This window comes from Micromonospora sp. NPDC050417 (assembly GCF_044458865.1).
In the GTDB taxonomy this organism is placed as follows: Bacteria; Actinomycetota; Actinomycetes; order Mycobacteriales; family Micromonosporaceae; genus Micromonospora_G.
The window spans coordinates 118,069-139,943 of sequence record NZ_JBITIH010000010.1; the positions used below are offsets into that span (position 1 = coordinate 118,069).

22 protein-coding genes are annotated in these 21,875 nt (G+C 69.8%); 10 read left to right on the forward strand and 12 right to left on the reverse strand.

All coding sequences use genetic code 11. From position 1 onward, the window contains the following. Nucleotides 1-76: 76 nt before the first annotated feature. The 7 genes from ACIBF5_RS15225 to ACIBF5_RS15255 all read right to left on the reverse strand — a co-directional run bounded on the left by ACIBF5_RS15225 (nt 77) and on the right by ACIBF5_RS15255 (nt 5,236). The gene (locus tag ACIBF5_RS15225; RefSeq protein ID WP_396811884.1) at nt 77-934 is read right to left on the reverse strand and encodes an SRPBCC family protein; all 858 of its coding nucleotides are present in this window, start codon (nt 932-934) and stop codon (nt 77-79) included. Continuing rightward, nucleotides 927-1,484, reverse strand: a complete 558-nt coding sequence (locus ACIBF5_RS15230; protein ID WP_396811886.1) for a helix-turn-helix domain-containing protein — start codon at nt 1,482-1,484, stop codon at nt 927-929. The genes ACIBF5_RS15225 and ACIBF5_RS15230 overlap by 8 nt, the downstream gene beginning before the upstream one ends. A 144-nt stretch (nt 1,485-1,628) precedes the next feature. Then, nucleotides 1,629-1,949 (reverse strand): DUF1416 domain-containing protein, encoded by a 321-nt coding sequence (locus tag ACIBF5_RS15235; RefSeq protein ID WP_396811888.1) that lies wholly within the window; start codon nt 1,947-1,949, stop codon nt 1,629-1,631. A gap of 3 nt (nt 1,950-1,952) precedes the next feature. Beyond that, nucleotides 1,953-2,801: a sulfurtransferase gene (locus ACIBF5_RS15240; protein ID WP_396811890.1), complete on the reverse strand. Its 849-nt coding sequence runs from the start codon at nt 2,799-2,801 to the stop codon at nt 1,953-1,955. 166 nt (nt 2,802-2,967) lie between these two features. After that, nucleotides 2,968-3,045, reverse strand: a complete 78-nt coding sequence (locus ACIBF5_RS15245) for an Ms5788A family Cys-rich leader peptide (RefSeq protein WP_331214547.1) — start codon at nt 3,043-3,045, stop codon at nt 2,968-2,970. Between the two features lie 83 nt (nt 3,046-3,128). Then, nucleotides 3,129-3,905, reverse strand: a complete 777-nt coding sequence (locus ACIBF5_RS15250; RefSeq protein WP_396812100.1) for a DUF2993 domain-containing protein — start codon at nt 3,903-3,905, stop codon at nt 3,129-3,131. A gap of 227 nt (nt 3,906-4,132) precedes the next feature. Then, nucleotides 4,133-5,236 carry a hypothetical protein gene (locus tag ACIBF5_RS15255; protein ID WP_396811892.1) on the reverse strand — a complete coding sequence of 368 codons (1,104 nt, stop codon included), beginning with the start codon at nt 5,234-5,236 and terminating at the stop codon, nt 4,133-4,135. A gap of 260 nt (nt 5,237-5,496) precedes the next feature. On the opposite strand from ACIBF5_RS15255, the gene ACIBF5_RS15260 reads away from it, so the two are divergent. The 7 genes from ACIBF5_RS15260 (at nt 5,497) to pstB (ending at nt 12,886) form a co-directional block, all read left to right on the forward strand. Further along, nucleotides 5,497-6,219 carry a winged-helix domain-containing protein gene (locus tag ACIBF5_RS15260; protein WP_396811894.1) on the forward strand — a complete coding sequence of 241 codons (723 nt, stop codon included), beginning with the start codon at nt 5,497-5,499 and terminating at the stop codon, nt 6,217-6,219. 191 nt (nt 6,220-6,410) lie between these two features. Next, the gene (locus tag ACIBF5_RS15265) at nt 6,411-7,466 is read left to right on the forward strand and encodes a polysaccharide deacetylase family protein (protein ID WP_396811896.1); all 1,056 of its coding nucleotides are present in this window, start codon (nt 6,411-6,413) and stop codon (nt 7,464-7,466) included. Between the two features lie 108 nt (nt 7,467-7,574). Beyond that, a complete protein-coding gene (gene mshD / locus ACIBF5_RS15270; RefSeq protein ID WP_396811898.1) occupies nt 7,575-8,549 on the forward strand; it encodes a mycothiol synthase in 975 nt (324 codons plus the stop codon). A 212-nt stretch (nt 8,550-8,761) separates the two neighbouring features. Continuing rightward, a complete protein-coding gene (gene pstS, locus ACIBF5_RS15275; protein WP_396811899.1) occupies nt 8,762-9,865 on the forward strand; it encodes a phosphate ABC transporter substrate-binding protein PstS in 1,104 nt (367 codons plus the stop codon). A 44-nt stretch (nt 9,866-9,909) separates the two neighbouring features. After that, nucleotides 9,910-11,010, forward strand: a complete 1,101-nt coding sequence (gene pstC / locus ACIBF5_RS15280) for a phosphate ABC transporter permease subunit PstC (protein ID WP_396811901.1) — start codon at nt 9,910-9,912, stop codon at nt 11,008-11,010. A 35-nt stretch (nt 11,011-11,045) separates the two neighbouring features. Beyond that, the gene (gene pstA, locus ACIBF5_RS15285) at nt 11,046-12,089 is read left to right on the forward strand and encodes a phosphate ABC transporter permease PstA (RefSeq protein WP_396812102.1); all 1,044 of its coding nucleotides are present in this window, start codon (nt 11,046-11,048) and stop codon (nt 12,087-12,089) included. Nucleotides 12,090-12,109: 20 nt separating this feature from the next. Then, the gene (pstB, locus tag ACIBF5_RS15290; RefSeq protein ID WP_396811903.1) at nt 12,110-12,886 is read left to right on the forward strand and encodes a phosphate ABC transporter ATP-binding protein PstB; all 777 of its coding nucleotides are present in this window, start codon (nt 12,110-12,112) and stop codon (nt 12,884-12,886) included. A gap of 87 nt (nt 12,887-12,973) precedes the next feature. On the opposite strand, the gene ACIBF5_RS15295 is transcribed toward pstB, so the two are convergent. Continuing rightward, nucleotides 12,974-13,885: an NUDIX hydrolase gene (locus ACIBF5_RS15295; RefSeq protein WP_396811905.1), complete on the reverse strand. Its 912-nt coding sequence runs from the start codon at nt 13,883-13,885 to the stop codon at nt 12,974-12,976. A 77-nt stretch (nt 13,886-13,962) separates the two neighbouring features. Here ACIBF5_RS15295 and ACIBF5_RS15300 point away from each other — a divergent pair, with 77 nt between their 5' ends. Beyond that, the gene (locus ACIBF5_RS15300) at nt 13,963-14,931 is read left to right on the forward strand and encodes a Gfo/Idh/MocA family protein (RefSeq protein ID WP_396811907.1); all 969 of its coding nucleotides are present in this window, start codon (nt 13,963-13,965) and stop codon (nt 14,929-14,931) included. Nucleotides 14,932-15,009: 78 nt separating this feature from the next. On the opposite strand, the gene ACIBF5_RS15305 is transcribed toward ACIBF5_RS15300, so the two are convergent. From ACIBF5_RS15305 to ACIBF5_RS15315, 3 genes are all read right to left on the reverse strand, one after another. Continuing rightward, on the reverse strand, nt 15,010-16,023 hold the full coding sequence (locus ACIBF5_RS15305) for an anion permease (RefSeq protein WP_396811909.1): 1,014 nt from the start codon (nt 16,021-16,023) through the stop codon (nt 15,010-15,012). 76 nt (nt 16,024-16,099) lie between these two features. Beyond that, nucleotides 16,100-16,726, reverse strand: coding sequence for a DUF47 domain-containing protein (locus tag ACIBF5_RS15310; RefSeq protein ID WP_121157402.1), 627 nt, complete (start codon nt 16,724-16,726; stop codon nt 16,100-16,102). Nucleotides 16,727-16,882: 156 nt separating this feature from the next. Continuing rightward, on the reverse strand, nt 16,883-17,815 hold the full coding sequence (locus ACIBF5_RS15315) for a PPK2 family polyphosphate kinase (protein ID WP_396811911.1): 933 nt from the start codon (nt 17,813-17,815) through the stop codon (nt 16,883-16,885). A 159-nt stretch (nt 17,816-17,974) separates the two neighbouring features. Between ACIBF5_RS15315 and sigJ the strand changes: the two genes are divergently transcribed. Continuing rightward, a complete protein-coding gene (gene sigJ / locus ACIBF5_RS15320) occupies nt 17,975-18,985 on the forward strand; it encodes an RNA polymerase sigma factor SigJ (RefSeq protein WP_396811913.1) in 1,011 nt (336 codons plus the stop codon). Nucleotides 18,986-18,996: 11 nt separating this feature from the next. Here the strand turns inward: sigJ and ACIBF5_RS15325 are convergent, their stop codons facing one another. Beyond that, nucleotides 18,997-19,500, reverse strand: a complete 504-nt coding sequence (locus ACIBF5_RS15325; protein WP_396811915.1) for a DUF402 domain-containing protein — start codon at nt 19,498-19,500, stop codon at nt 18,997-18,999. Between the two features lie 278 nt (nt 19,501-19,778). Between ACIBF5_RS15325 and ACIBF5_RS15330 the strand changes: the two genes are divergently transcribed. Further along, nucleotides 19,779-21,872 carry an ATP-dependent DNA helicase gene (locus ACIBF5_RS15330; protein WP_396812104.1) on the forward strand — a complete coding sequence of 698 codons (2,094 nt, stop codon included), beginning with the start codon at nt 19,779-19,781 and terminating at the stop codon, nt 21,870-21,872. The last annotated feature ends 3 nt before the right edge of the window (nt 21,873-21,875 follow it).

Consider the following 21,875-nt stretch of genomic DNA (forward strand, 5'->3'; position numbering starts at 1 on the left):
CGCACTGACCCGCTGTTGATCCACGGTGGCCGCCGTGCTCTCGCGAGCACGGCGGCCACCGCCTTTTCCTCGCGCCTCAGGCGGTGGGGAGTTCGATGGGGGGCCAGATCGGGGACCAGTCGGACAGCTCGTGGTAGCGGCGCAGCTCGGCGACGCCGCTGAGCCAGCCGAGCCAGCCGCTGTACGGGGGCCGGCTGGTGTCGAACCCGCTCTGCACGAAGGTGAGGCGAGTCCTGCCGTCGGACTCCTCCAACTCCCAGGTGGTGACCCCCGCCTCGGCCCAGTCGATCGACATCCGTCGGTCCGGCTCCAGGTCGATGATCTTCCCGGCGTATCCGTGCTCCAGTTCCAGACCACCCATGGCGAACCGACCGCCGACATGCGGCTCGATCCCGACCGGGTAGCCGAACCAGGTGGTCACCTGATCGGACTCGACCAGCGAGCGGAAGACCGCCGAGGGTTCGGCGCCGATCAGGAACTCCCCACGCAGTTCGGGAGAGGTGAAGTCGACCTTCGAGGTGAGTTCCCGGCCAGCGAGGTGGTCGGCCAGGTTCGCGATCGACAGCGCCCAGTACGTCTGGAGCACACCGCGTACGGTGTTGCCGGCCGTCGCCTCCGCGATCGAGAAGTGGGTCTGGGAGAGGTCCAGCAGGGTCACCTCGTCACTCTCCTCGGTCAGCCGGATCTCCACCGTGGTCTCCTCGCCGTCGAGCAGCCAGGAGAAGCGCAGGGTGTGGTCGTCGAGGTGGAGCAACCGCTGGTGGGGTGCGTCGCCCTCCGGGGTGTAGCGGCCCCAGAACTCGTACCGGTCCGGCAGCTCGACCTCGGCGTGCTCGGCAAGCCAGGTACGCAGTGCGCCAGCGTCGGTCAGCGCCCGGTGGACCTCCTTGCGCGCTGCGGGAATCCGTGCCTGGAGCTGCAACGACTCACTCATGCTCTTCTCCCTTGGGATAACAGGCGACAGCGAGTTTGAACGCGTCACCCTCGGCGCCGCCGTAGCGGCTGAACAGGTCCTGCAACGCCGTCTGCAGGTCGGTCATGAACTGTTGGCGGTGCTCGGCCGGAACCCGGATCTCGCCGGACACGCCGATCGACGGCAGCTCCGGCCTGGTCCGGTCGAGCGCGGCGACGTCGGCCTGGACCTCCTCCGTCAGGTCGAGCAGGTAACCGAGGCTGAGCTCGTCCCGGGTGGCGCGCAGTCCGATCCGGCCGACCAGCCTCGGTGAGAGCCAGTAGGAGCGGGCGGTGGCCTGGTAGATGCCCTCGTGGATGCCACGCACCCGGCGCTCGGCGACCTGGGTCACCAGGCCGGCGTCGACCAGCCGTTTGACGTGGTAGTAGACCCGCTGCGGGGTCTGGTCGAGGCGGGCCCCGACCTCGGTGCAGGTGTCGGGTTCGGCGAGCTGCCGCAGCACCTCGATGCGCTGCGGCTTGAGCAGGGCTTCGGCCTGCTCAAGCTGTTCCAGGTACAGGACTTCTCTCATGGCAAAACTATTTTTTACGTAAAGGAGGAACTTGTCAATCGCCCACGGCGAACCCGTCGACCTGGCGGGAAGATCTGCCGACGGAAAAGCGGATCGCCGCCCAGGCCGGTTGGCCCGAGCGGCGATCCGCTTCGCTGTGCTGGGTCAGGCGACCGTGACGCCGACCTCGTTGACGCCCCGGCCGGCGGTGACGAGGATGTCACCGTTGCCGTGCCGGGACAGTGCCCGCAGGGTCCAGGTGCCCGGCGCGGCGAAGAAACGGAACTGCCCCTCCGGGGAGGTCACCACCTCGGCGGTGAACTCGCCGGTGGAGTCGAGCAGCCGGACGTACGCGCCCGGAACGGCGTCGCCGGAGTCTGCCCGGACGACACCGGTGATGACGGTTTCCCGGTTCAGATCCAGGCCGGCCGGCAGCGGGGCCGACTGGTCAGGAGCCGCGCAACCGGCGGCGGTGGGAGCGGTCATGGCTCAGGCCCTCCCCGGTTCGTCGCCGAGCACGATCGGCACACCGATCAGCGAGCCGTACTCGGTCCAGGAACCGTCGTAGTTCTTGACGTTCTGGTGCCCGAGCAGTTCCTTGAGAACGAACCAGGTGTGCGACGAGCGCTCACCGATCCGGCAGTACGCGACGGTGTCGAGGCTGTCGTCCAACCCGGCATCACCGTAGATCTTGCGCAGCTCGTCGTCGGACTTGAAGGTGCCGTCCTCGTTCGCCGCCTTGGACCACGGGACGTTCACCGCGGTCGGGATGTGGCCGGCCCGCTGGGACTGCTCCTGCGGCAGGTGCGCCGGGGCGAGCAGGCGTCCGGCGTACTCGTCGGGGGACCGGACGTCGACCAGGTTCTTGACCCCGATGGCGGCGACCGCCTCGTCGCGGAAGGCACGGATGCTCAGGTCCGGTTCCTCCGCCACGTACTGGGTGGCGGGGCGGATGACCTGGTCCGAAACGAGCGGCCGGCCGTCCAGCTCCCACTTCTTGCGACCGCCGTCGAGCAGCTTCACGTCGCGGTGGCCGTAGAGCTTGAAGTACCAGTACGCGTACGCCGCGAACCAGTTGTTGTTGCCGCCGTAGAGCACGACGATGTCGTCGTTGGCGACGCCCCGCTCGGAGAGGAGCGCCTCGAACTGGGACTTGTTCACCGCGTCGCGGCGCACCGGGTCCTGCAGGTCCTTGCGCCAGTCCAGCTTGATCGCTCCGGCGATGTGGCCGCCGTCGTAGGCGGTGGTGTCCTCGTCGACTTCGACGAAGACCACGCCCGGGGTGTCGAGGTTCTTCTCGGCCCAGTCGGCCGAGACGAGTGCGGTGTCGCGACTCATCAGATCACTCCAAGGTCTTGGATGATGGATTGGTGAGCCTGCGCGGGTATCGAAGGATTTCGTCGCACCACGCGCGGGACCCATAGCGAGAGGATCACGGGTTTGTGCGACGGCGCCGCTGCCGGGCGTGGGGAAAATCAGAGGGTACGCAAAAGCAGCTCCGCCGTCAGATGACGGAGCGACACAGGCAGGTGGCCACGCGGCACAGGTCGACCGCGCGCCGTTTGGTGAGGAGCGTCCCCATGGGCTGGGAGCTTACCAGCCGGAGATAAACGCGTCACCAGTCAACCACGATCCGGGATCGCACCGAGCAGGCCCGACCAGCGGTCAGTTGATCGGTACGTCCTTCGCGGTGGCCCGGACGGACAGCCCCTGAGGCAGTGGCCGGACCTCCTGCACCTGAAGGTTGAACGGCAACTCCGGCAGTGGCAGCCGGATCGCGATCTGGCGGACGTACTCCTGTACGGCCAGGCGCGCCACCGGGATGTCGGGCAGGCCCTGCACGTCCAGGTCGCTGAAGCTGAGCGCCACCTCGGCACCCTCGACCTTGAGGTTCGCGGCGCCGGCGACCGTGAACGCCTGGCCCAGCACCTCGACCGGGGCGGTCACCATCAGCTTGCCGCCGTCCTCCTTGAGCTGGAGACCGGGCTGATTGATCAGCTTCAGCACGCTGTCGTACGCGATGGTCGCGGTCCCGTCGACGGTGCCGGCCGTGACCCGCCCCTGCCCGGTACGGAGCGTGTTGATCGACGCGCTGATGTCCTGCGCGTCGATGTGCAACTCCGGCAGGCGTACGGTCTCGGCGTTGGCGACCGGCGCCTCCACGTCACGGAGCACGACCACGATCGACTGGTAGTTGCCGGCGATCACCTGGCTCAGGAACGGGAACCCGTGGACGCTCACGTCCGGCGGGCCGGCCTTGATCCCCTCGCGGGTGATCTCCTGACTGATTCTGGTACCGATCTCCCGCTCGGCGAAGCCGACCGCGTACCGGTCGGCCACGACAAGGCCGACGAGCAGCACCAACAGCAGGATCAGCAGGCCGATGAGCAGTTTGCGGCCACGCCGACGCGGACGCTCGCCCGTCCGGTGCGATCGGGGCAACCGCCGGGGGTAGCCCTCGTCCTGTGCCGGATAACTGTCTGCCACGCCACCCGCCTTCGCCTACCGGACCGGCGGTGCCACCGATCGGGGAACCGTTACGTACCCGGCCCGCGCGAACCTCAACCCGGGCGAGGACATGATCCCCTACGCCCGATTTTCCCGCCCTCCTCCCTCCCTCGGCGGATCACGCCGAAGAAAGGAGGAACCACCTAGAAGGGAACAAAGAGCTACAGGAAGAAAACGCTCATCGCGTACGCGGCCGGCGCGGCCAGGGCGAATCCGCCGAGCGGACCCTGCATGTGCCGGGCCACCCACATGGTCGGCGGCTCACCCGCCATCAGTCGACCGGCTTCCGAGTAACCGACACCGAGGTCCGCCAGGACGGCGGCGGTCGCCGCGACCAACCCGACGACCGCACCGCTGGTCGGGGTGAAGCCGACGACGTATCCGCCGATCACACCGCTGGCCAGGGTGCCGAGCATCGCTCCCAGGACCACCCCCGCCGCACCCCGGGGCACCTGTGGCGCCAGCCGGGGCCAGGGCAGTACCGCGTCGGTGAGCCGGGCGACCACGAGCGCCACTCCGCTGCCGCCGAGACAGACGAAGATCGCCTGGGTGCCGATCGGCAGCCGGCTGAGCACGATCAGGCTCGCGAACGCGACCACACCGATCACCACCAGAAGGGTGGCGCCGAGCGACTCGGTCACCTGGGCGCGGTCGGTTCGGCGGACAAGTTGGCCGAGCACGCCGACCACGAACCCGGCCACCGCCACGTAGCCGACCGGCCCGAGTGCCGCGACCTGCGGCAGGATCGCCGCAGCGTCGGCACCGGCGGCGACCGCCACGGCGACCCCGGCGACCAGCGGCAGGGCGGGCGGACGCATCGCCATGGTCCAGGCCAGGATGTAGAGCAGTTGCACTCCGAACACCACGAGCGCGAACGGGATCCGCGCCCCTGGGCCGGAGGTCTGCGCACCGAAGACCAGCCCCAGGCCGAGCAGGCCGGCGAAGCCGGCGATCGCCAGCGCGAGCGGGCGGCGGATCGGGACGGGCTCGAACTCCTCCTCGTCCGACTCGTCGTCGATCTCCGGGTCCAGGCCGCTGCCAGGGACCGGATCGTCGGCACCGCGCTTGCCGCGCAGGCGCCGCCGGCCGGCCTCGGGCTCCCGTTGTTCGTCCGCCGTGACGGGCGGCTCGTCGAAGGGCATGCCGGACGGGCCGGGCGCCGGCGGGTAGCCGCGGTGGGGGCCGGACGGTGGTCCGGCCGGTCCGCCACGGGGCCCGTCGGCCCAGGAATCGCGACCGGTCTCGGGTGACGTCGAGGGGAACACGCACTGATCGTGCCAGATCGGGCCGCTGACGCACGGATTCTGGTTTCGGTCGTGTAAAAACCTCCCCCATTGAGGTTGAGAACACAGCCAAAGAGGCAATCGTCCGGGATCGCCGTCCGTCGGATCCGTTAAGCTCGGTCCTTACCCCGCCCCGTCAGCGACGCCGGGACCGACACCATTAACCAGTGGCTCAAGCCGGCCCTGATCCGGAGCGCCACTGGCCACCGCGCGGCGATGCGCCGCCGGGACGGAGGTGATGTGTGGAGATCCTGTTGCTGGTCACCGCGCGCGCAGGCGAGCCATCGGCCGTGCTGCCCGCCCTCGACCTGCTCCCCCACTCGATTCGCACCGCGCCACGGGACGTCCGCACGCTCGTAGCCGGGCCCAGCCCGGACGCCGTACTGGTGGACGCCCGCTCGGAACTGAGCGAGGCCCGTGCCACCTGTCGCATGCTGCACGCCACCGGTCTGGGAGTACCGCTGGTCGCGGTGGTCACCGAGGCTGGCCTGATCGCGCTCAACGCCGACTGGGGTGTGGACGACGTGATCCTCGCCAGCGCCGGTCCCGCCGAGGTCGAGGCGCGGTTGCGGCTCGCCGTGGGGCGGCTCACCAACGCGATCGCCGGTGCCGGTGGCCAGATCCGGGCCGGCGAGCTGTCGATCGACCCGGACACCTACGCCGCGAAGCTGAAGGGTCGGCCGCTCGACCTCACCTACAAGGAGTTCGAGCTGCTGAAGTTCCTCGCCCAGCACCCCGGTCGGGTCTTCACCCGGGACCAGCTGCTGCGCGAGGTCTGGGGCTACGACTACTTCGGCGGCACCCGTACGGTCGACGTGCACGTACGGCGGCTGCGGGCCAAGCTCGGCTCCGAGTACGAGTCGATGATCGGTACGGTCCGCCAGGTCGGTTACAAGTTCGTCGTACCGCCCTCGTCCCGCTCCCTGCCGGAGTCGGAGCCGGCGGCGGCGACGGTCTCGCTCTGACCCTTCCCGGGCTCCATTCGTTCCTTCCTGTTCCATCTTCGACCGACAAACACCACCCGGTGACCGCCGGGTGGCGTTTGTCGTGCCCATGTCACCATTCCTCCTAAATGGTAGAAACGGTCATTTAAGCGGCATTTAGTACGTACGCTGAGTTCCCAGGTACAGCGGCAAGGGGGACGGCAGTGGCACCGATGCGTGGCCGCGGAGGATCGATCGGCCAAGGCGGACGTCAGCGATCCTTCCTGTCCAACCCGGCCAACCTCTCCCTGATCATGGTCCTCACCCTCGCCGCCGGCTCGATCCTCGGTGGGGTCTACGTCCTCGGCCGCGCGCTCAGCCCATCCGAACAGACGCAGAACCCGCTCAGCGCCTCAGCCCCGCCCGACAGCAGCCCCACCCACGCGTCCGCACCGAGCAACCCAGCCACCGCCTCCCCGTCGGCCACCTCCCCCTCGCCGACCCCGACGGAATCGGCCCGGGAGGCGGCACCCGCCGACGACCGCCCCCGGCTCGCCCTCGAACGGGGCGGCCCGTACGGTGCTCGACTCACCTCCGGCTCGGCCGACGTGGCACTCACCTTCGACGACGGGCCGGACCCGAGCTATACCCAGCAGGTCCTCGACCTACTGGCCGAATACCAGATCAAGGCGACCTTCTGCATGGTCGGCGAACAGGTCGCCGCCCACCCCGACCTGGTACGGGCGATCGCGGCAGCCGGTCACACCCTGTGCAACCACTCCTGGTCACACGACCTGACCCTGGGCAGCCGGTCCCGTACGGCGATCCGGTCCGACCTGTCCCGGACCAACGCCGCCATTCGTGCCGCCGTACCCGGCGCCCGCATCCTCTACTTCCGCCAGCCCGGCGGTGCCTGGACCTCCAACGTCGTCGGCGCCGCCTGGGAACTCGGCATGACCTCACTGCACTGGGCCGTGGATCCACGGGACTGGACGCGGCCGGGTGCCGGCAACATCGCGTCGACCGTCACGGCAGGCGTACGCGCCGGCTCGATCGTGCTCATGCACGACTCCGGCGGCAACCGGCAACAGACCGTGAACGCACTGCACACCATCCTGCCCAACCTGCTGCGCCGGTTCGAACTGTCGTCCCTGCCGACCGGAATGCCCGAGACCAGCGCCGACAACACCGGTGCCACAGAGTCGGGCGAGCCCCGGCTCGACACCTCGGACCGCACGCACGCCCCGTCGGCGACGGCCACCGAACCGACCGGCCCGGCCGTCCGATGACCCGGTCGGACCGGCCGCCCCGGACCGACTCCCGGACGGGTGGTGATGTCGCCCTCGGAACGCGAACGCGATCCGGTCGAGGCGGTAGTGGCGGGATAACGTAGCGAAGTGACCACGGCAGCCCCAGAGGTAACCCGCATCGACCGCCTCGCACCGGGGCAGATCAGCGACATCCTGGCGCTTGTCCGGGCCGCTGACCTGGCCGATGGCGCACACCCTCTCTCTGAGCACGTGATGCTTCGGCTCCGCTCGGAGGATCCCACCCCGGTCGACCACCTCGTCCTGCGCGACCGCACCGGCGTACCGGTCGGATACGCCCAGCTCGACCGGACCGGTGACCCGGCCGGCGCCGAAGCGGAACTGGCCGTACACCCGCAACACCGCCGGCAGGGGCTCGGCCGGGCACTGGTTGACGCCGCAGTCGCCCGCAGCGGCGGCGCCGACCTGCGCATCTGGGCGCACGGCGACCACCCGTCGGCCGCCGCGCTCGCGCTGGACCTGGGCTTCGCCCGCGACCGGGTGCTGTGGCAGTTCCGCCGACCGCTCGGCGGGAGCAGCACCGGGCCGGGCCTGCCGCCGGGTGTCGTACTGCGCGCGTTCCAGCCCGGTCAGGATGACGAGGCGTGGCTCGCGGTGAACCGGCGTGCCTTCGCCGATCATCCCGAACAGGGCCGTTGGACCGCGGCCGACCTGACCGTACGGATGGCTGAGCCGTGGTTCGATCCGGCCGGTTTCCTGCTCGCGGTCGAGGAGTCGACCGGCCGCCTGCTCGGCTTCCACTGGACGAAGGTGCACGCCCAGCCGGGTCCGGCCGACACGCGTGGCGAGCGGGACGCCACCGAACAAGGCGGGATCCACACCAAGCCGATGGGCGAGGTGTACGTCGTCGGGGTCGACCCGAAGGCACACGGCCTCGGCCTCGGCAAGGCGCTGACCTGGGCCGGCCTGCACCACCTAGGTAACCGTGGGTTGACCCGGGTGATGCTCTACGTAGACGAGTCCAACGTCGCGGCGGTGGCCCTCTACACGCGACTCGGCTTCTCCCGGTGGACAACGCACGTCCAGTACCGACGCACCCCATAACAGGCATAGCGAACTCCGGCCCCTCGGTTCACGGAACGGACAACTCGCCCTCAGCTCCGGTCCATCTGACCGGCCGCACCTGTTCACCCTTCGTTCACTCGCGTCCGGCAAACCGGCTACCTGGCACTTCTAACTTGCCTAGTAGCCGGTGGATAGCCGGCTCCCGGGGCAGAGTTCCCGGCGCTCCGTCCATGTGAAGGGAAACCCCTCAGGTGAAGCTCCAGCGGCACGGCATTCTTGCCTGCCTCGCTCTGACTGCGGCACTTGCACTCAGTGCGTGCGGCTCGGACAACAACGAGCCCGCCGAGCCCTCGGCCTCCGGGTCTGCCGCCGCGGCCGAATGCGCCACCGGCACGATCAACGCGCAGGGTTCCTCCGCGCAGAAGAACGCCGTTGCCGAATGGGTCAAGGCCTACCAGCAGCAGTGCACCGGCGTAACCATCAACTACGAACCTTCCGGTTCCGGCGCGGGCATCCAGGCCTTCATCGCCGGCACCGCCGACTTTGCGGGCTCGGACTCGGCGCTCAAGGAAGACGAGCAGCCGAAGGCCGACGCCAAGTGCCCGTCGGGCAAGGCCATCCACCTGCCGATGGTCATCGGCCCGGTGGCGATCGCCTACAACCTGCCCGGTGTTGACGGCCTGCAGCTCAAGCCGGCCACCCTGGCGCAGATCTTCGCCGGCAAGGTCACCAAGTGGGACGACGCCGCGATCAAGGCCGACAACCCGAGCGCGACCCTGCCGTCGACCGCGATCCAGGCCGTGCACCGCTCGGACGAGTCGGGCACGACCGACAACTTCACCGCCTTCCTGAGCAAGACCGCCGAGGCCGACTGGACCTTCGGCAAGGCCAAGGCGTGGAAGGCCCCGGGCGGCACCGGCGCCAAGGGCTCGGACGGCGTCGCCGCCCTGGTCAAGCAGACCGCCGGCACCATCGGCTACGTCGAGCTCTCGTTCGCCGAGAACTCCTCGCTCAGCACTGCCAAGGTCGCCAACGGCGCCGGCGAGTTCGTCGCGCTGAACGCCGAGTCGGCCGGCAAGACCATCGCCAGCGCCGAGGTCACCGGCCAGGGCGACGACCTGAAGCTGTCGATCGACTACAACACCAAGGAGGCCGGGGCCTACCCGATCGTCCTGGTGACCTACGAGATCGTCTGCAACAAGGGCCTCGCGGCTGACAAGCTCGCGCTGGTCAAGGGCTTCCTCGGACACGCGGCCAGCAGCGCCGGTCAGGCCGACCTGGCCGACCTGGGCTACGCCCCGCTGCCGGAGTCGGTCCGCACCAAGGTCGAGGCCGCAGTCAAGAGCATCGCCTGACCCGGTAATCCAGCCCCCGGAAACCACACGGAGCGAGCGAGCAGATGGGTGAAACCCCTCCCCGCTCGGCCGACGCCAGCACCGGCGGATCGGGCGTGACGACGAGTCACGGCCGACCCGCCGGTGCTTCGGCGCAATCGGCCGAGTATCCAGCGATACCGTCCCACCGGGCCTCCCTCGACGGCCCCGGAATGGGCGGCGGCGGCGCGCTTCCCCGGCGCCGGGCGTTCGGTGCCGAACAGGCATTCCGCGTGCTGACCCTGGCCGCGGGCACGATGGTGCTGGTCATCATCGTGGCGATCGCCATCTTCCTGGTCAGCAAGGCGATCCCGGCGCTACAGGCCAACCACGAGAACTTCTTCACGTACAAGAACTGGGCGCCCAACGAGGGCGAGCCGCGTTTCGGCATCGCCGCGCTGGCCTTCGGCACCGTGCTCAGCGCGGTGATCGCGCTGCTGCTCGCGGTACCGGTGGCGCTCGGCATCGCGCTCTACCTCTCGCACTACGCCCACCGGCGGATCGCCACCACGCTGGGCTTCCTCATCGACCTGCTCGCCGCCGTACCCAGCGTGGTCTTCGGTCTCTGGGGACGCGACGTGTTCAGCGGGCCGGTCACCGAGTTCTCCGTGTGGCTCAACAAATACTTCAGCTGGATCCCGCTCTTCGGCGGAGAGGGACCGTTCGGCCGCGCCATCATCCTCGGCTCCCTGGTGCTGGCGATCATGGTGTTGCCGATCGTCACCTCGCTCTCCCGTGAGGTCTTCACCCAGACCCCCACCGCCAACGAGGAGGCCGCCCTCGCCCTGGGCGCCACCAAGTGGGAGATGATCCGCACCTCGGTGCTGCCGTACGGCCGGCCGGGTGTGGTCGCCGCGGTCATGCTCGGGCTGGGCCGCGCGCTCGGCGAGACGATCGCCCTGGCGATGACCCTCGGCGCCGGTTTCGCCATCTCGTTCAACCTGATCCAGTCCGGCGGCAACTCGATCGCGGCCAACATCGCCAACGGATTCAGTGAGTCCAACGACATCGGCCGGGGTGCCCTGATCGCCTCCGGTCTGGTCCTGTTCGCGATCACGCTGGTGGTCAACATGACCGCCCGGGTGATCCTCAACCGCCGCCGCGAGTTCACCGAGGGGGCAGCGTGAGCACATCGACACTGGCCGGCCCCAGCAACACCAGCGTGGACCTGCGCGGCCAGCGGCTGCCGAAATGGGCGCCGGTCGGCATCGCCGTACTCGCACTGGTCCTCGCGGGTGTCGTCGTCTTCGGCGCCGGCATCGGGAACTGGGTGCTGGTAGTCGCCCTCGGCGCCGTGTTCTACCTCGTCGGCCTCTACCTGGCGGCACGTAACGTCGAGGGACGGCGGGCGGCCAACAACCGTGCCTGGAGTGCTCTGATCCACTCCGCGTTCGTACTCGCCGTACTCCCGCTCAGCTCCGTGGTCTGGACGCTGGTCTCCAAGGGAGTCGCGCGGCTGGACGGCAACTTCTTCGGCACGTCGATGAACAACATCGGCGCCCGGGACCCGGAGGGTGGCGCCTACCACGCCATCATCGGCACGCTGGAGCAGGTCGGCATCGCCACCCTGATCACCGTGCCGCTCGGCATCGCCGGTGCGATCTACATCGTCGAGTACGGACGGGGCCGGTTCGCCAACACCATCCGCTTCTTCGTCGACGTGATGACCGGCATCCCATCCATCGTCGCCGGTCTGTTCATCCTCGCGTTCTGGGTGCTGATCGTCTCCCCGCACCTCAGTGCCGACGGTCGGCCGGGCTACTCCGGCTTCGCCGCCGCGCTGGCCCTGAGCGTGCTGATGCTGCCGACCATCGTCCGGTCGACCGAGGAGATGCTCCGGCTGGTGCCGGCGCCGCTGCGTGAGGGTTCGTACGCCCTCGGCATCCCGAAGTGGAAGACGATCCTCAAGATCGTTGTACCGACCGCTCTTCCCGGCATCGTCACGGGCGTGATGCTCGCCATCGCCCGCGCTGCCGGTGAGACCGCGCCGGTGCTACTGGTCGCGGGCGGCACCGCGGCGATCAACTTCAACCCGTTCGAGAACAACCAGTCGTCGCTCTCGCTCTTCGTCTACGGCCAGGCCACCGACTCGGTGAAGTACTCCGCCGACCGGGCCTGGACCGCCGCGCTGACCCTGGTGGCACTCGTGCTGGTCCTCACCATCGCGGCGAAGCTGCTCGCTCGCCGTAGCCAGATCTCCCGATGAACCCCGGAGGAGCAATCACCATGGCAAAGCGTGTCGAGGCGGAGGGCGTCACCGCGTACTACGGGTCGTTCAAGGCGATCGAGAACATCAACCTCACCGTCGAACCGAAGACCGTCACCGCCCTGATCGGGCCGTCGGGCTGCGGCAAGTCGACCTTCCTGCGCTCGATCAACCGCATGCACGAGGTACTGCCGGGTGCCCGGGTCGACGGGAAGCTGACCATCGACGGCCAGGACATCTACGACCACGACGTCGACGTGACCGCGGTACGGCGGATGATCGGGATGGTCTTCCAGCGCCCGAACCCGTTCCCCACCATGTCGATCTTCGACAACGTCGTCGCCGGGCTGAAGCTCAACGGCGTACGGAAGAAGTCGGTGCTGGAGGACGCGGCCGAGAAGGCGCTTCGCTCGGCCAACCTCTGGGACGAGGTGAAGGACCGCCTGGGCAAGCCGGGCGCCGGCCTCTCCGGTGGCCAGCAGCAGCGGCTCTGCATCGCCCGGACGATCGCGGTCGAACCTCAGGTCGTGCTGATGGACGAGCCCTGCTCGGCGCTCGACCCGATCTCCACGCTGGCGATCGAAGATCTGATGTTCAAGCTGAAGGACAGCTACACGATCATCATCGTGACGCACAACATGCAGCAGGCGGCCCGGGTCTCGGACCGTACCGCCTTCTTCTCGATCGAGCAGACCGGTGACCCCGGCCGCCTGATCGAATACGACTACACCCAGAAGATCTTCAGCAACCCGAGCGTCAAGAAGACCGAGGACTACATCACCGGTCGCTTCGGCTGACCGGCAGCGCCCTCAGCGGTCTTCCGGCGACCTGACCTGGTCGCCGGAAGACCGCTTTTTGGTTGTCTGTCACCCGGGACTGGACGGTCAGCGGAGCAGGAACCGCCCGGTGCCGTCCGGGGCCAGTTCCAGTCGGGGCAGCACCGGGGTCGCGACGTCCCGGGCCGACGCGGCGGCCGGCACCCCGGCCAGCGCCCCGCACGCGGCAACCTCGGTCAGCGTGACCCGGGTCGGCGGCAGCATCGCGATCTCGCCGGCGTCGGCGCGGGTCACCGCGTCGGTCGGCCGGATCCACATGGTGTGGTCGGCCTCTCCGCTGACATCGCGGGTCCGCTGCCCCCGGGGCAGCAGGGCGACGAAGAAGTACGTGTCGAAGCGGCGCGGCTCGAACTCCGGGGTGATCCACCGTGCCCAGGGCAGCAGCAGGTCCGCCCGGAGCGTCAACCGGCGCTCGCGCAGCAGGTCGGCGAAGCTGATCCGCCGCTCGACCAGCGCCTGTCTCGCGGCCTCCCAGTCGTCGCCGCTGACATCGCCCACGATCGTCCCGGGGCCCGGCCCGGCGAGCAGCACCCCCGCCTCCTCGAAGACCTCCCGCGCGGCGGCGCAGAGCACCGCCTGGGCGGCCTGCGGCGCCAGCCCCAACCGGTCACCCCAACTGTCGGCGGACGGGCCGGACCAGTCGAGTGGCACCCGCGAGTCGGACGGGTCGACGCCGCCACCGGGGAAGGCGTACATCCCGCCGAAGGTCATCGCGGCGAGCCGGCGGATGACGTACACCTCGAAGTCGGCACCGGCGACGGCCGGGCGGCCGTCCACGGTCACCGCGCCCGACGGCGCAGGCAGCCCAGGGTCCGGCCGGGTCGTGGTGGGTTCCGGACGGAGCAACAGTACGGTCGCGGCCACCCGGGGCGTCGCCGGGACCGCGCCCGTGGCGTAGAACCGGCGGGCATGCTCGACCAGCGGCTCCGGCGCGGCGAACCCACCGCTGTCGATCGTCATGCCGCCGAGCCTAGTGGGAGATCTTGACGGGTGGACGTGCTGGCCGGGACCGATCCGGGCTCGGCTAGCGTGCTGCCATGACACGTTGGGGCATCCTGGCCACGGGCCACATCGCCGCCCGGTTCGTCGAGGACCTGCGGCTGCTACCGGACGCCGAGGTCGTCGCGGTCGGCTCCCGATCCGTAGACGCGGCCCGGCTCTTCGCCGACCACCACGACATCCCCCGAGCTTATGGATCATGGGCGGAACTCGCCGCCGACGACGAGGTGGACGTGGTGTACGTCGCCACCCCGCACGCCGCCCACTTCGACGCCACCATGACCTGCCTCGAAGCCGGTCGGGCGGTGCTCTGCGAGAAGCCGTTCACCCTGGACCTGGCGACCAGCACCACCCTGATCGAGACCGCCCGGGCACGGGACGTCTTCCTGATGGAAGCCATGTGGATGCGCTGCAACCCCACGGTGCTCCGGGTGCTGGACCTGATCGCCGAGGGCGCGATCGGCTCGGTGACCGCCATACAGGCCGCGTTCGGGGTCAGCGGGCCGTTCCCGCCCGAGCACCGGATGCGGGCCAAGTCGCTGGGCGGTGGCGCTCTGCTCGACCTCGGGGTCTACCCGATCAGCCTGGCCCACGTGGTGCTCGGCCGGCCCGACCACGTCCGGTCCTGGGCGAAGATCAGTCCGGAGGGTGTGGACGAGAACACCGGCATCATCTTCGGGTACGACTCCGGCGCGGTCGCGTCGCTCAGCTGCGGCATGGTCGGCGAGACGCCGCTGACCGGGACGATCACCGGCACCACCGGCCGGATCGAACTCTCCACGCCGTTCTTCCGGCCGGCGGGGGCGACCGTGTACCGGGCCGGGGCCGAGCCGGAACTCCTGCCGGCCGAGTTGGTCGGCAACGGCTACCAGTACGAGGCGGCCGAGGTGCAGCGCTGCCTGGCCGCCGGGCTGAAGGAGAGCCCACTGGTGCCGCACGCGGTCACGCTCGACGTGATGGACCTGCTGGACGGCATCCGCACCCAGATCGGCGTCACCTACCCCTGACGTCGGTTGCCCGCCGAACGTTAGGAAGGGCCCCTTCTTATACAGAAAACGATAAGAAGGGGCCCTTCCTTTCGCGGGTCAGAAGAGGGGGCGGACGACGAAGTAGCAGATCCCGGCGATCGCGGCGGCAGCCGGGAAGGTCAGGATCCACGCGGTGACGATGTTGCCGGCTACTCCCCACCGGACCGCGGAGAGCTTCTTGGTCGCCCCGACACCCATGATCGCCGAAGTGATGGTGTGGGTGGTGGAGATCGGCAACCCGAGCCGGGAGGTGGTGAAGAGCACGATGCTCGCCACCGTCTCGGCCGCGAAGCCCTCCGGCGGGCCGAGGTCGATGATCTTCCGGCCGAGGGTACGGATGATCCGCCAGCCGCCCGCGTACGTGCCGAGCGCCAGCACGGTCGCCGAGGTCCAGAAGACCCACTCCGGGATGTGCGTCTTGCTGTCCTGGTAGCCCCCGGCGAAGAGGGCCAGTACCACGATGCCCATGGTCTTGGCGGCGTCCTGCATGCCGTGGCCGATCGACATCGCCATCGCCGAGGCGGTCTGGGCCCAGCGGAAGCCCCGGTTCAGCTTCGCCGGGTTACCCCGTCGGAAGATCCACATCACCGCCAGCATCATCAGCGCGCCGAGCCCGAACCCGACCAGCGGCGAGGCCACCATCGGGACGACCACCTTGATCAGGATGCCGTCCCAGAGCACGGTGCCGCCGACGCCGAAGAGGGTGGCGCAGAGGGTCGCCCCGACCAGCCCACCGAAGAGCGCGTGCGAGGACGACGAGGGGATGCCGAAGTACCAGGTCAGCAGGTTCCAGCAGATGGCGCCGAGCACTCCGGCGAAGACCACGCCGAGGCTGGCGAGTCCGGGTGGCAGCTCGACCAGGCCGTCGCCGACCGTCTTGGCCACGTTGCCGCCGAGGTGGGCACCGATGAAGTTGCCGACGGCCGCCATCGCCAGCGCGACGCGGGGGGTGAGCGCGCGGGTGGAGATGCTGGTCGCGATCGCGTTCGCGGCGTCGTGGAAACCGTTGGTGTAGTCGAAGAACATGGCCACGGCGATCACCGCGAGTACGGCGATGAGTTCCGGGGTCACGCGCTGACCCCAACCCACGTACGGACCATCGGAGGGGGCGCCTGCGGAGGCGCGATGGTTCGTTCGATCACCGGGATCAGGACTCCTTGACCGCGATGGTCTCGACGGTGTTGGCAACATGCTCGAAGGCGTCGCAGGCCGCCTCCAGTTCGTCGGCGACCTCCTTCATCTTCAGCACGGTCAGTGCGTCGTACTCGCCGGAGAAGAGCCGGACCAGCAGCATCCGGTACGCCTGGTCGCCGTCGTTCTCAAGCCGGTTGCACTCGATCCAGTAGTCCTCAAGGTCGCGCATCGACCGGAGCCGGGGCATCGCCTCGGCGGTCAGCCGCGCCTGCTGGTCCAGGACGTTGACCAGCTCGTGCATTTCCCGGGGCAGGGAGGGGAGCTTGGTCAGGCCGTAGAGGTAGAGCAGGTTGCCGACCGCCTCCAGGTGGTCCATCACGTCGTCCAGCAGCGAACCGAGCCGGTAGATGTCCTCCCGGTCGAAGGGCGTGATGAAGGTGGAGTTGATCTTCTTGTACAGCTCGTGGGTGATCTGGTCGCTGTCATGCTCGACCTCGGTGAGTCGCTCGCTCACCGACTGCACGTCGACGCCGGGCAGAGCCAGCTCGTTCAGCAGCTCGGTGCCCCGCACCAGGTTCTGCGCGGCTCTGGTGAAGAGCTCGTAAAAGGCGCCCTCGGTAGGGCGAAAGGAAAACTTCACGGCACGGACCTCGTCGCGTCGTCGGTGGGGGTGGCGGGCGTCAACGGACCTCGAAGCTGGACGTCAGCGGTACCTGCCTTGGGGAATGCTAGGAAACGACAAAATCCCGCAACCGGCGGCCCACCCCTGGCCAGGTCCGATTCACTTTTCGTTTACCTACTGTTCACCTTGGCTCGACGGTGCCGACACCGGAACGTACCGGTCCGGCTGCCGGTCGAGCAGCCGACGCCGCTCCAGATCCAGATCGAAGGTCGGCTCCGGGTAGGTCAACCCCAGCCCCTCGAAGGTCTCCCGCAACAGGTTCGCCACCGCCCAGTCGCGATACCACTTCCGGTTCGCGGGCACCACGAACCACGGCGCCAGCGCCGTGTCACAGCGGGCCAGCACCTCCGCGTACGCGGCCTGGTAGTCGACCCAACGTGCCCGGGTGTCCACGTCCGCCGGCTCGTACTTCCAGTGCTTGTGCGGATCGGCGAGCCGCCGCAGCAGCCGGTCGAGCTGCTCCTCGTACGAGATGTGCAGGAAGACCTTGAGCAGGGTCACCCCAGCCTCGGCCAACTCCTCCTCGAACTCGTTGATCTCGCCGTACCGGGCCCGCCAGACCTGCTCGGGCACCAGCGACTCGACCCGTGGCACCAGGACGTCCTCGTAATGTGATCGATTGAACACGCCGACATACCCCGGTGGCGGCAACGCCCGCCGGATCCGCCAGAGGAAGGGGTGGGCGCGCTCCTCCTCGGTCGGCCGCACGAACGACCTGATCTGCAACCCCAGTGGGTTCATCGTGCCGGCCACCCGCCGGATGGTGCCGTCCTTGCCGCCCGCGTCCATCGCCTGGAGCACCAGCAGCACCCTGCGTCCGGCCGCCGGCTCGACCTTCGCCGAGGCGAAGAGCATCTCCTGCTGCCGCCCCAACTCCGTCCCGATCGCCGCCACCTGGGACCTGGCCCAGCTCTTCGGCGCGGCGCCGACCACCCCCACCGAGGGCAAACCCGGTGTCGTACGGGGGTCGATCGCGGCCAGATCCACCCCCGCCCCGCCGCCCGGCACCCGGAGCAACTCGCGGAGGGAGCCCCTGGACCCACTCATTCCGGCACCTTGTCGCATCCACTCATCCCCCGATCATCGCCGAACATCCGGCCCGCTGCCCGGCGCGTCACACTTCATTGGCCCAGCGAACCTGGCGGGCGGAGAATTCGACCGGAACCGATCCGCTGCGTGCGCGGCGGTGGGGAAGACGATCAGGGGGTGGGCAAGGGCGTGCGTGACCTGGCGACCGAGTTCGAGGCCGAACGCGATCATCTGATGGCGGTGGCGTACCGGATGCTCGGCAGCCGGGCCGACGCCGAGGACGCGGTGCAGGAGACCTGGCTGCGCTACGCCCGAACCCTCGCCGACCCGGCCGCCCGCGCCGAGATCCGCGAACTCCGCGCCTGGCTCACCACCGCCACCGGCCGGATCTGCCTCGACCTGCTCCGCTCGGCACGGGTCCGCCGTGAGGCGTACCCCGGTCAGTGGCTGCCCGAGCCGGTGGTGAGCCGGCTACCCGACCTGCCCGGCCTGCCCCGCCCCGCCACCGCCACGACGCCGACCGAGGCGGGCGGCTTCGCCCCCGACCCGGCGGAACGCGCCGCGCTGCGCGACGAGGTCGGCATCGCGCTGCTGGTGGTGCTGGAACGCCTCACCCCCGAGCAGCGGGTCGCGTTCGTCCTGCACGACGTCTTCGCCGTACCGTTCGCCGAGATCGCCACCGTGCTGCACAGCACACCCATCGCCGCCCGGCAGCTCGCCTCCCGGGCCCGGCGCGCGGTCGCCGAGGGCGGCGCCCGCCACACCGCCGACCTGGCCGAGCAGCACCGGGTGCTCGCGGCCTTCATCGCCGCCACCGAATCGGGTGACCTGGAGCGGCTGGTGACGGTACTCGCGCCGGACGTGGTCTTCGTCGGCGACAGTGGTGGGCACCTGCCCGCAGCCCGCAACCCGGTGGTCGGCGTACTCAAGGTGGCCCGACTCACCCTCGGCCTGCTCGACCGGACCGTCCGTGCCGTCGATGCCCGGACCCGACCGGTACTGGTCAACGGCACCCTGGGGCTCCAGGTCGAAGGGGACTACCGGGGACGTGGAAGGTTGCGGATGGTGACCTGGTACACGATCGCCGACGGTCGGATCACCGGCATCTTCCACCAGCTCAACCCGGAGAAGCTGAGCCGGGTGACGGAGCTGGGGCCGGACGCACCGAGCTGGCCTCCCCGCCCCTGAGCCCGGCGGACTCAGACCACCAGGGCCAGCCACTTCCGGTACGCCGACGCGAACGGTTCCGTGCCGTCGCCGAGCGCGTCGTAGAGCCACTCCGCCGCCGCCTCGGCCTGCACGACCACGTCCTCCGGGTAACCGAACCGGATCCGGTGCTCGGCGAACTCGTCCTCGTCTCGCAACTCCACCAAGCCGCTGGTCCGCCGCCGGACCACGTCCAGGTCGAGGTCGATCAAGTGGACCGTGTCACCCTCCCAGCGGGCCGGGCTGGCGATGTCGCAGTAGACCTCACTCGTCCTCGGCGGCGGGTTGAACATGCCGGTCCACCAGCCGGAATGCGGCACCAGCAGGACGAAGGGAATCTGCTCCACCGAGGGGCGGCCGTGGTAGACCGACTCGGTCCCGGCGGTCACCCCGAGCCAGATGCCCAGGTCGTCCTCGGCGAGCCGGCGGGCGGGGTAGTCCCGGTGTGCGGTGCCGTCGTACTTCCGGTAGACGACCCGGACCACATCGCTCGACATTCCCGCACCCTAGCCGATCCCGACCACCCGGCGCCCTCACCAGGTACGCCGAAAGGAAGGGCCCCTTGTTATCGGATTCGGTAGTACAAGGGCCCCTTCCTAACCGAGTACGAACCGAGGTGCGTGGTCCTGTCGGGACGGCCAGGTACGGTCCTACGGTGACCGCGCCGACCACCGCCAACGACACCGACGACTCTGGGAGCGCCGGAGCCACCGGCCCGGCACCGGCACCGGCACCGAAGCGTCGGCGACGCGGCGGGCGGCCGAGTACCGACGATCTGCTCGCCGCCGCGGTCGGGGCGGTGCCCGGCGGCTCCGCCCGACCGGGGCAGCAGCTGATGGCCTCGGCGATCGAACGGAGCATCGAGACCGGAGAGCACCTGCTGGTCCAGGCGGGGACCGGCACCGGCAAGTCGCTCGCCTACCTCGCCCCGGCGCTCACCGTCGACGGGCCGGTGGTGGTCTCCACCGCCACCCTCGCCCTCCAGTCCCAGCTGGTCGACCACGACCTGCCCCGGCTGGCCGACGCGGTCGAGCCGGTCCTCGGTCGGCGGCCCACCTTCGCCGTGCTCAAGGGTCGGCACCACTACCTCTGCCTGGCCCGGCTGGACAACTCCACTGAGGACGAGCCGGAGGACACCCTCTTCGACGCCCCGAGCCGGGGCGGCGGAGGAGGAGGCATGAAGTGGCTCGGCGAGGCTGGCCGGCTCGGCAAGCAGGTCGAACGACTGCGCGACTGGGCGGAGCGGACCGAGACCGGTGACCGGGACGAACTGGACCCCGGCGTCGACGACCAGGCCTGGCGGTTGGTCTCCATGCCGGCCCGCGAGTGCGTCGGGGCCGGGCGGTGCCCGTACGGGCCGGAGTGCTTCGCCGAGGCGTCCCGGGTGCGGGCCCGAGAGGCCGACATCGTGGTCACGAACCACAGCCTGCTCGCCGTTGACCTGCTCAACGACCGGCACATCGTGCCGCCGCACAAGCTGCTGGTAGTCGACGAGGCGCACGAACTCGCCGACCGGGTCTCCTCGGCCTCCCAGGCCGAACTCGTACCCGAGCTGATCGACCGGGCCGCCCGGCGGGCTCGACCGCTGCTGACCCCGGAGATCGCCGAGACACTCACCGCGGCCGGCGACGCGCTCGCGGTCGGGCTGGCCGAGGTCCCGGCCGGACGGATCACCGCAGGGCTCCCCAACCCGCTGCGGGAAGCGTGCACGCTGCTCGACTCGGCCACCCGTCAGGCCCTGGAGCGGATCGGCGAGATCAAGGCCGACGACCCCGATCCGGTACGCAAGCAGCAGGCGAAGGCCGTGCTGGACGACCTTTCACGTACCTCGCAGCGGCTGCTGGAGGAGGACGACTACGACGTCGCCTGGGTGGAGAAGTCGGACGGTCCCGGTGCGGGACGACGGGCCCTGGTCGTCGCCCCGCTCTCGGTGGCCGGAATGCTCGCGAACGAGCTGTACGACGAACGTACCGTCGTGGTGACCTCGGCCACCCTGACCCTCGGCGGCCGGTTCGACACCGTCGCCAAGGCCCTCGGGCTCGGTCCGGTGGTCACGGAGCCACCGTCGCCGGCAGCCGCCGCCCTGGCTACCTCGACGGCCCGGAGCGTCCCGACGGGAAAGACCGGACCGACGGGAAAGACCGGCCCGGCCCCGAAGGCTGCCCCTGCCGGCGACGCGGGTGAGGGTGAGTCCGGTTCGGGTTGGCGGTCGCTCGACGTCGGCTCGCCGTTCGACTACGCCCGCCAGGGCATCCTGTACGTCGCCGCGCACCTGCCCCGACCGGCCGCCTCCGGGCTCCCCGACGCGGCCGGTGCCGAACTGCTCGACCTGGTCGGCGCGCTCGGTGGGCGTACCCTCGGGCTCTTCTCCTCTCGGCGGGCCGCCCAGCAGGCCGCGGAGCTGCTCCGGGCGAAGACCGACCTGCCGGTGCTGCTCCAGGGCGAGGAGTCGCTGCCGCTGCTGGTCCGCCGGTTCCGGGAGGACCGGGCGAGTTGCCTGTTCGGGGTGATGTCGCTCTGGCAGGGCGTCGACGTGCCGGGTGACGCGTGCCAACTGGTGGTGATCGACCGGTTGCCGTTCCCCCGCCCCGACGAACCACTGGCGGCGGCGCGAGCGGCGGCGGTGGACGCCTCCGGCGGCTCCGGCTTCGCGGCGGTCAGCGTCCCGATCGCGGCGGTACGGCTGGCCCAGGGCGTCGGTCGGCTGATCCGCTCGACCGGCGACAAGGGTGTGGTCGCGGTCCTCGACTCGCGGCTGGAGACCGCCCGGGGCTACGGCGCGTTCCTGCGCCGGTCGCTGCCACCGTTCTGGTACACCACCCGCCCCGAGGTGGCCCGGGGCGCGCTGCAACGCCTCGGCAAGGAGTAGCGG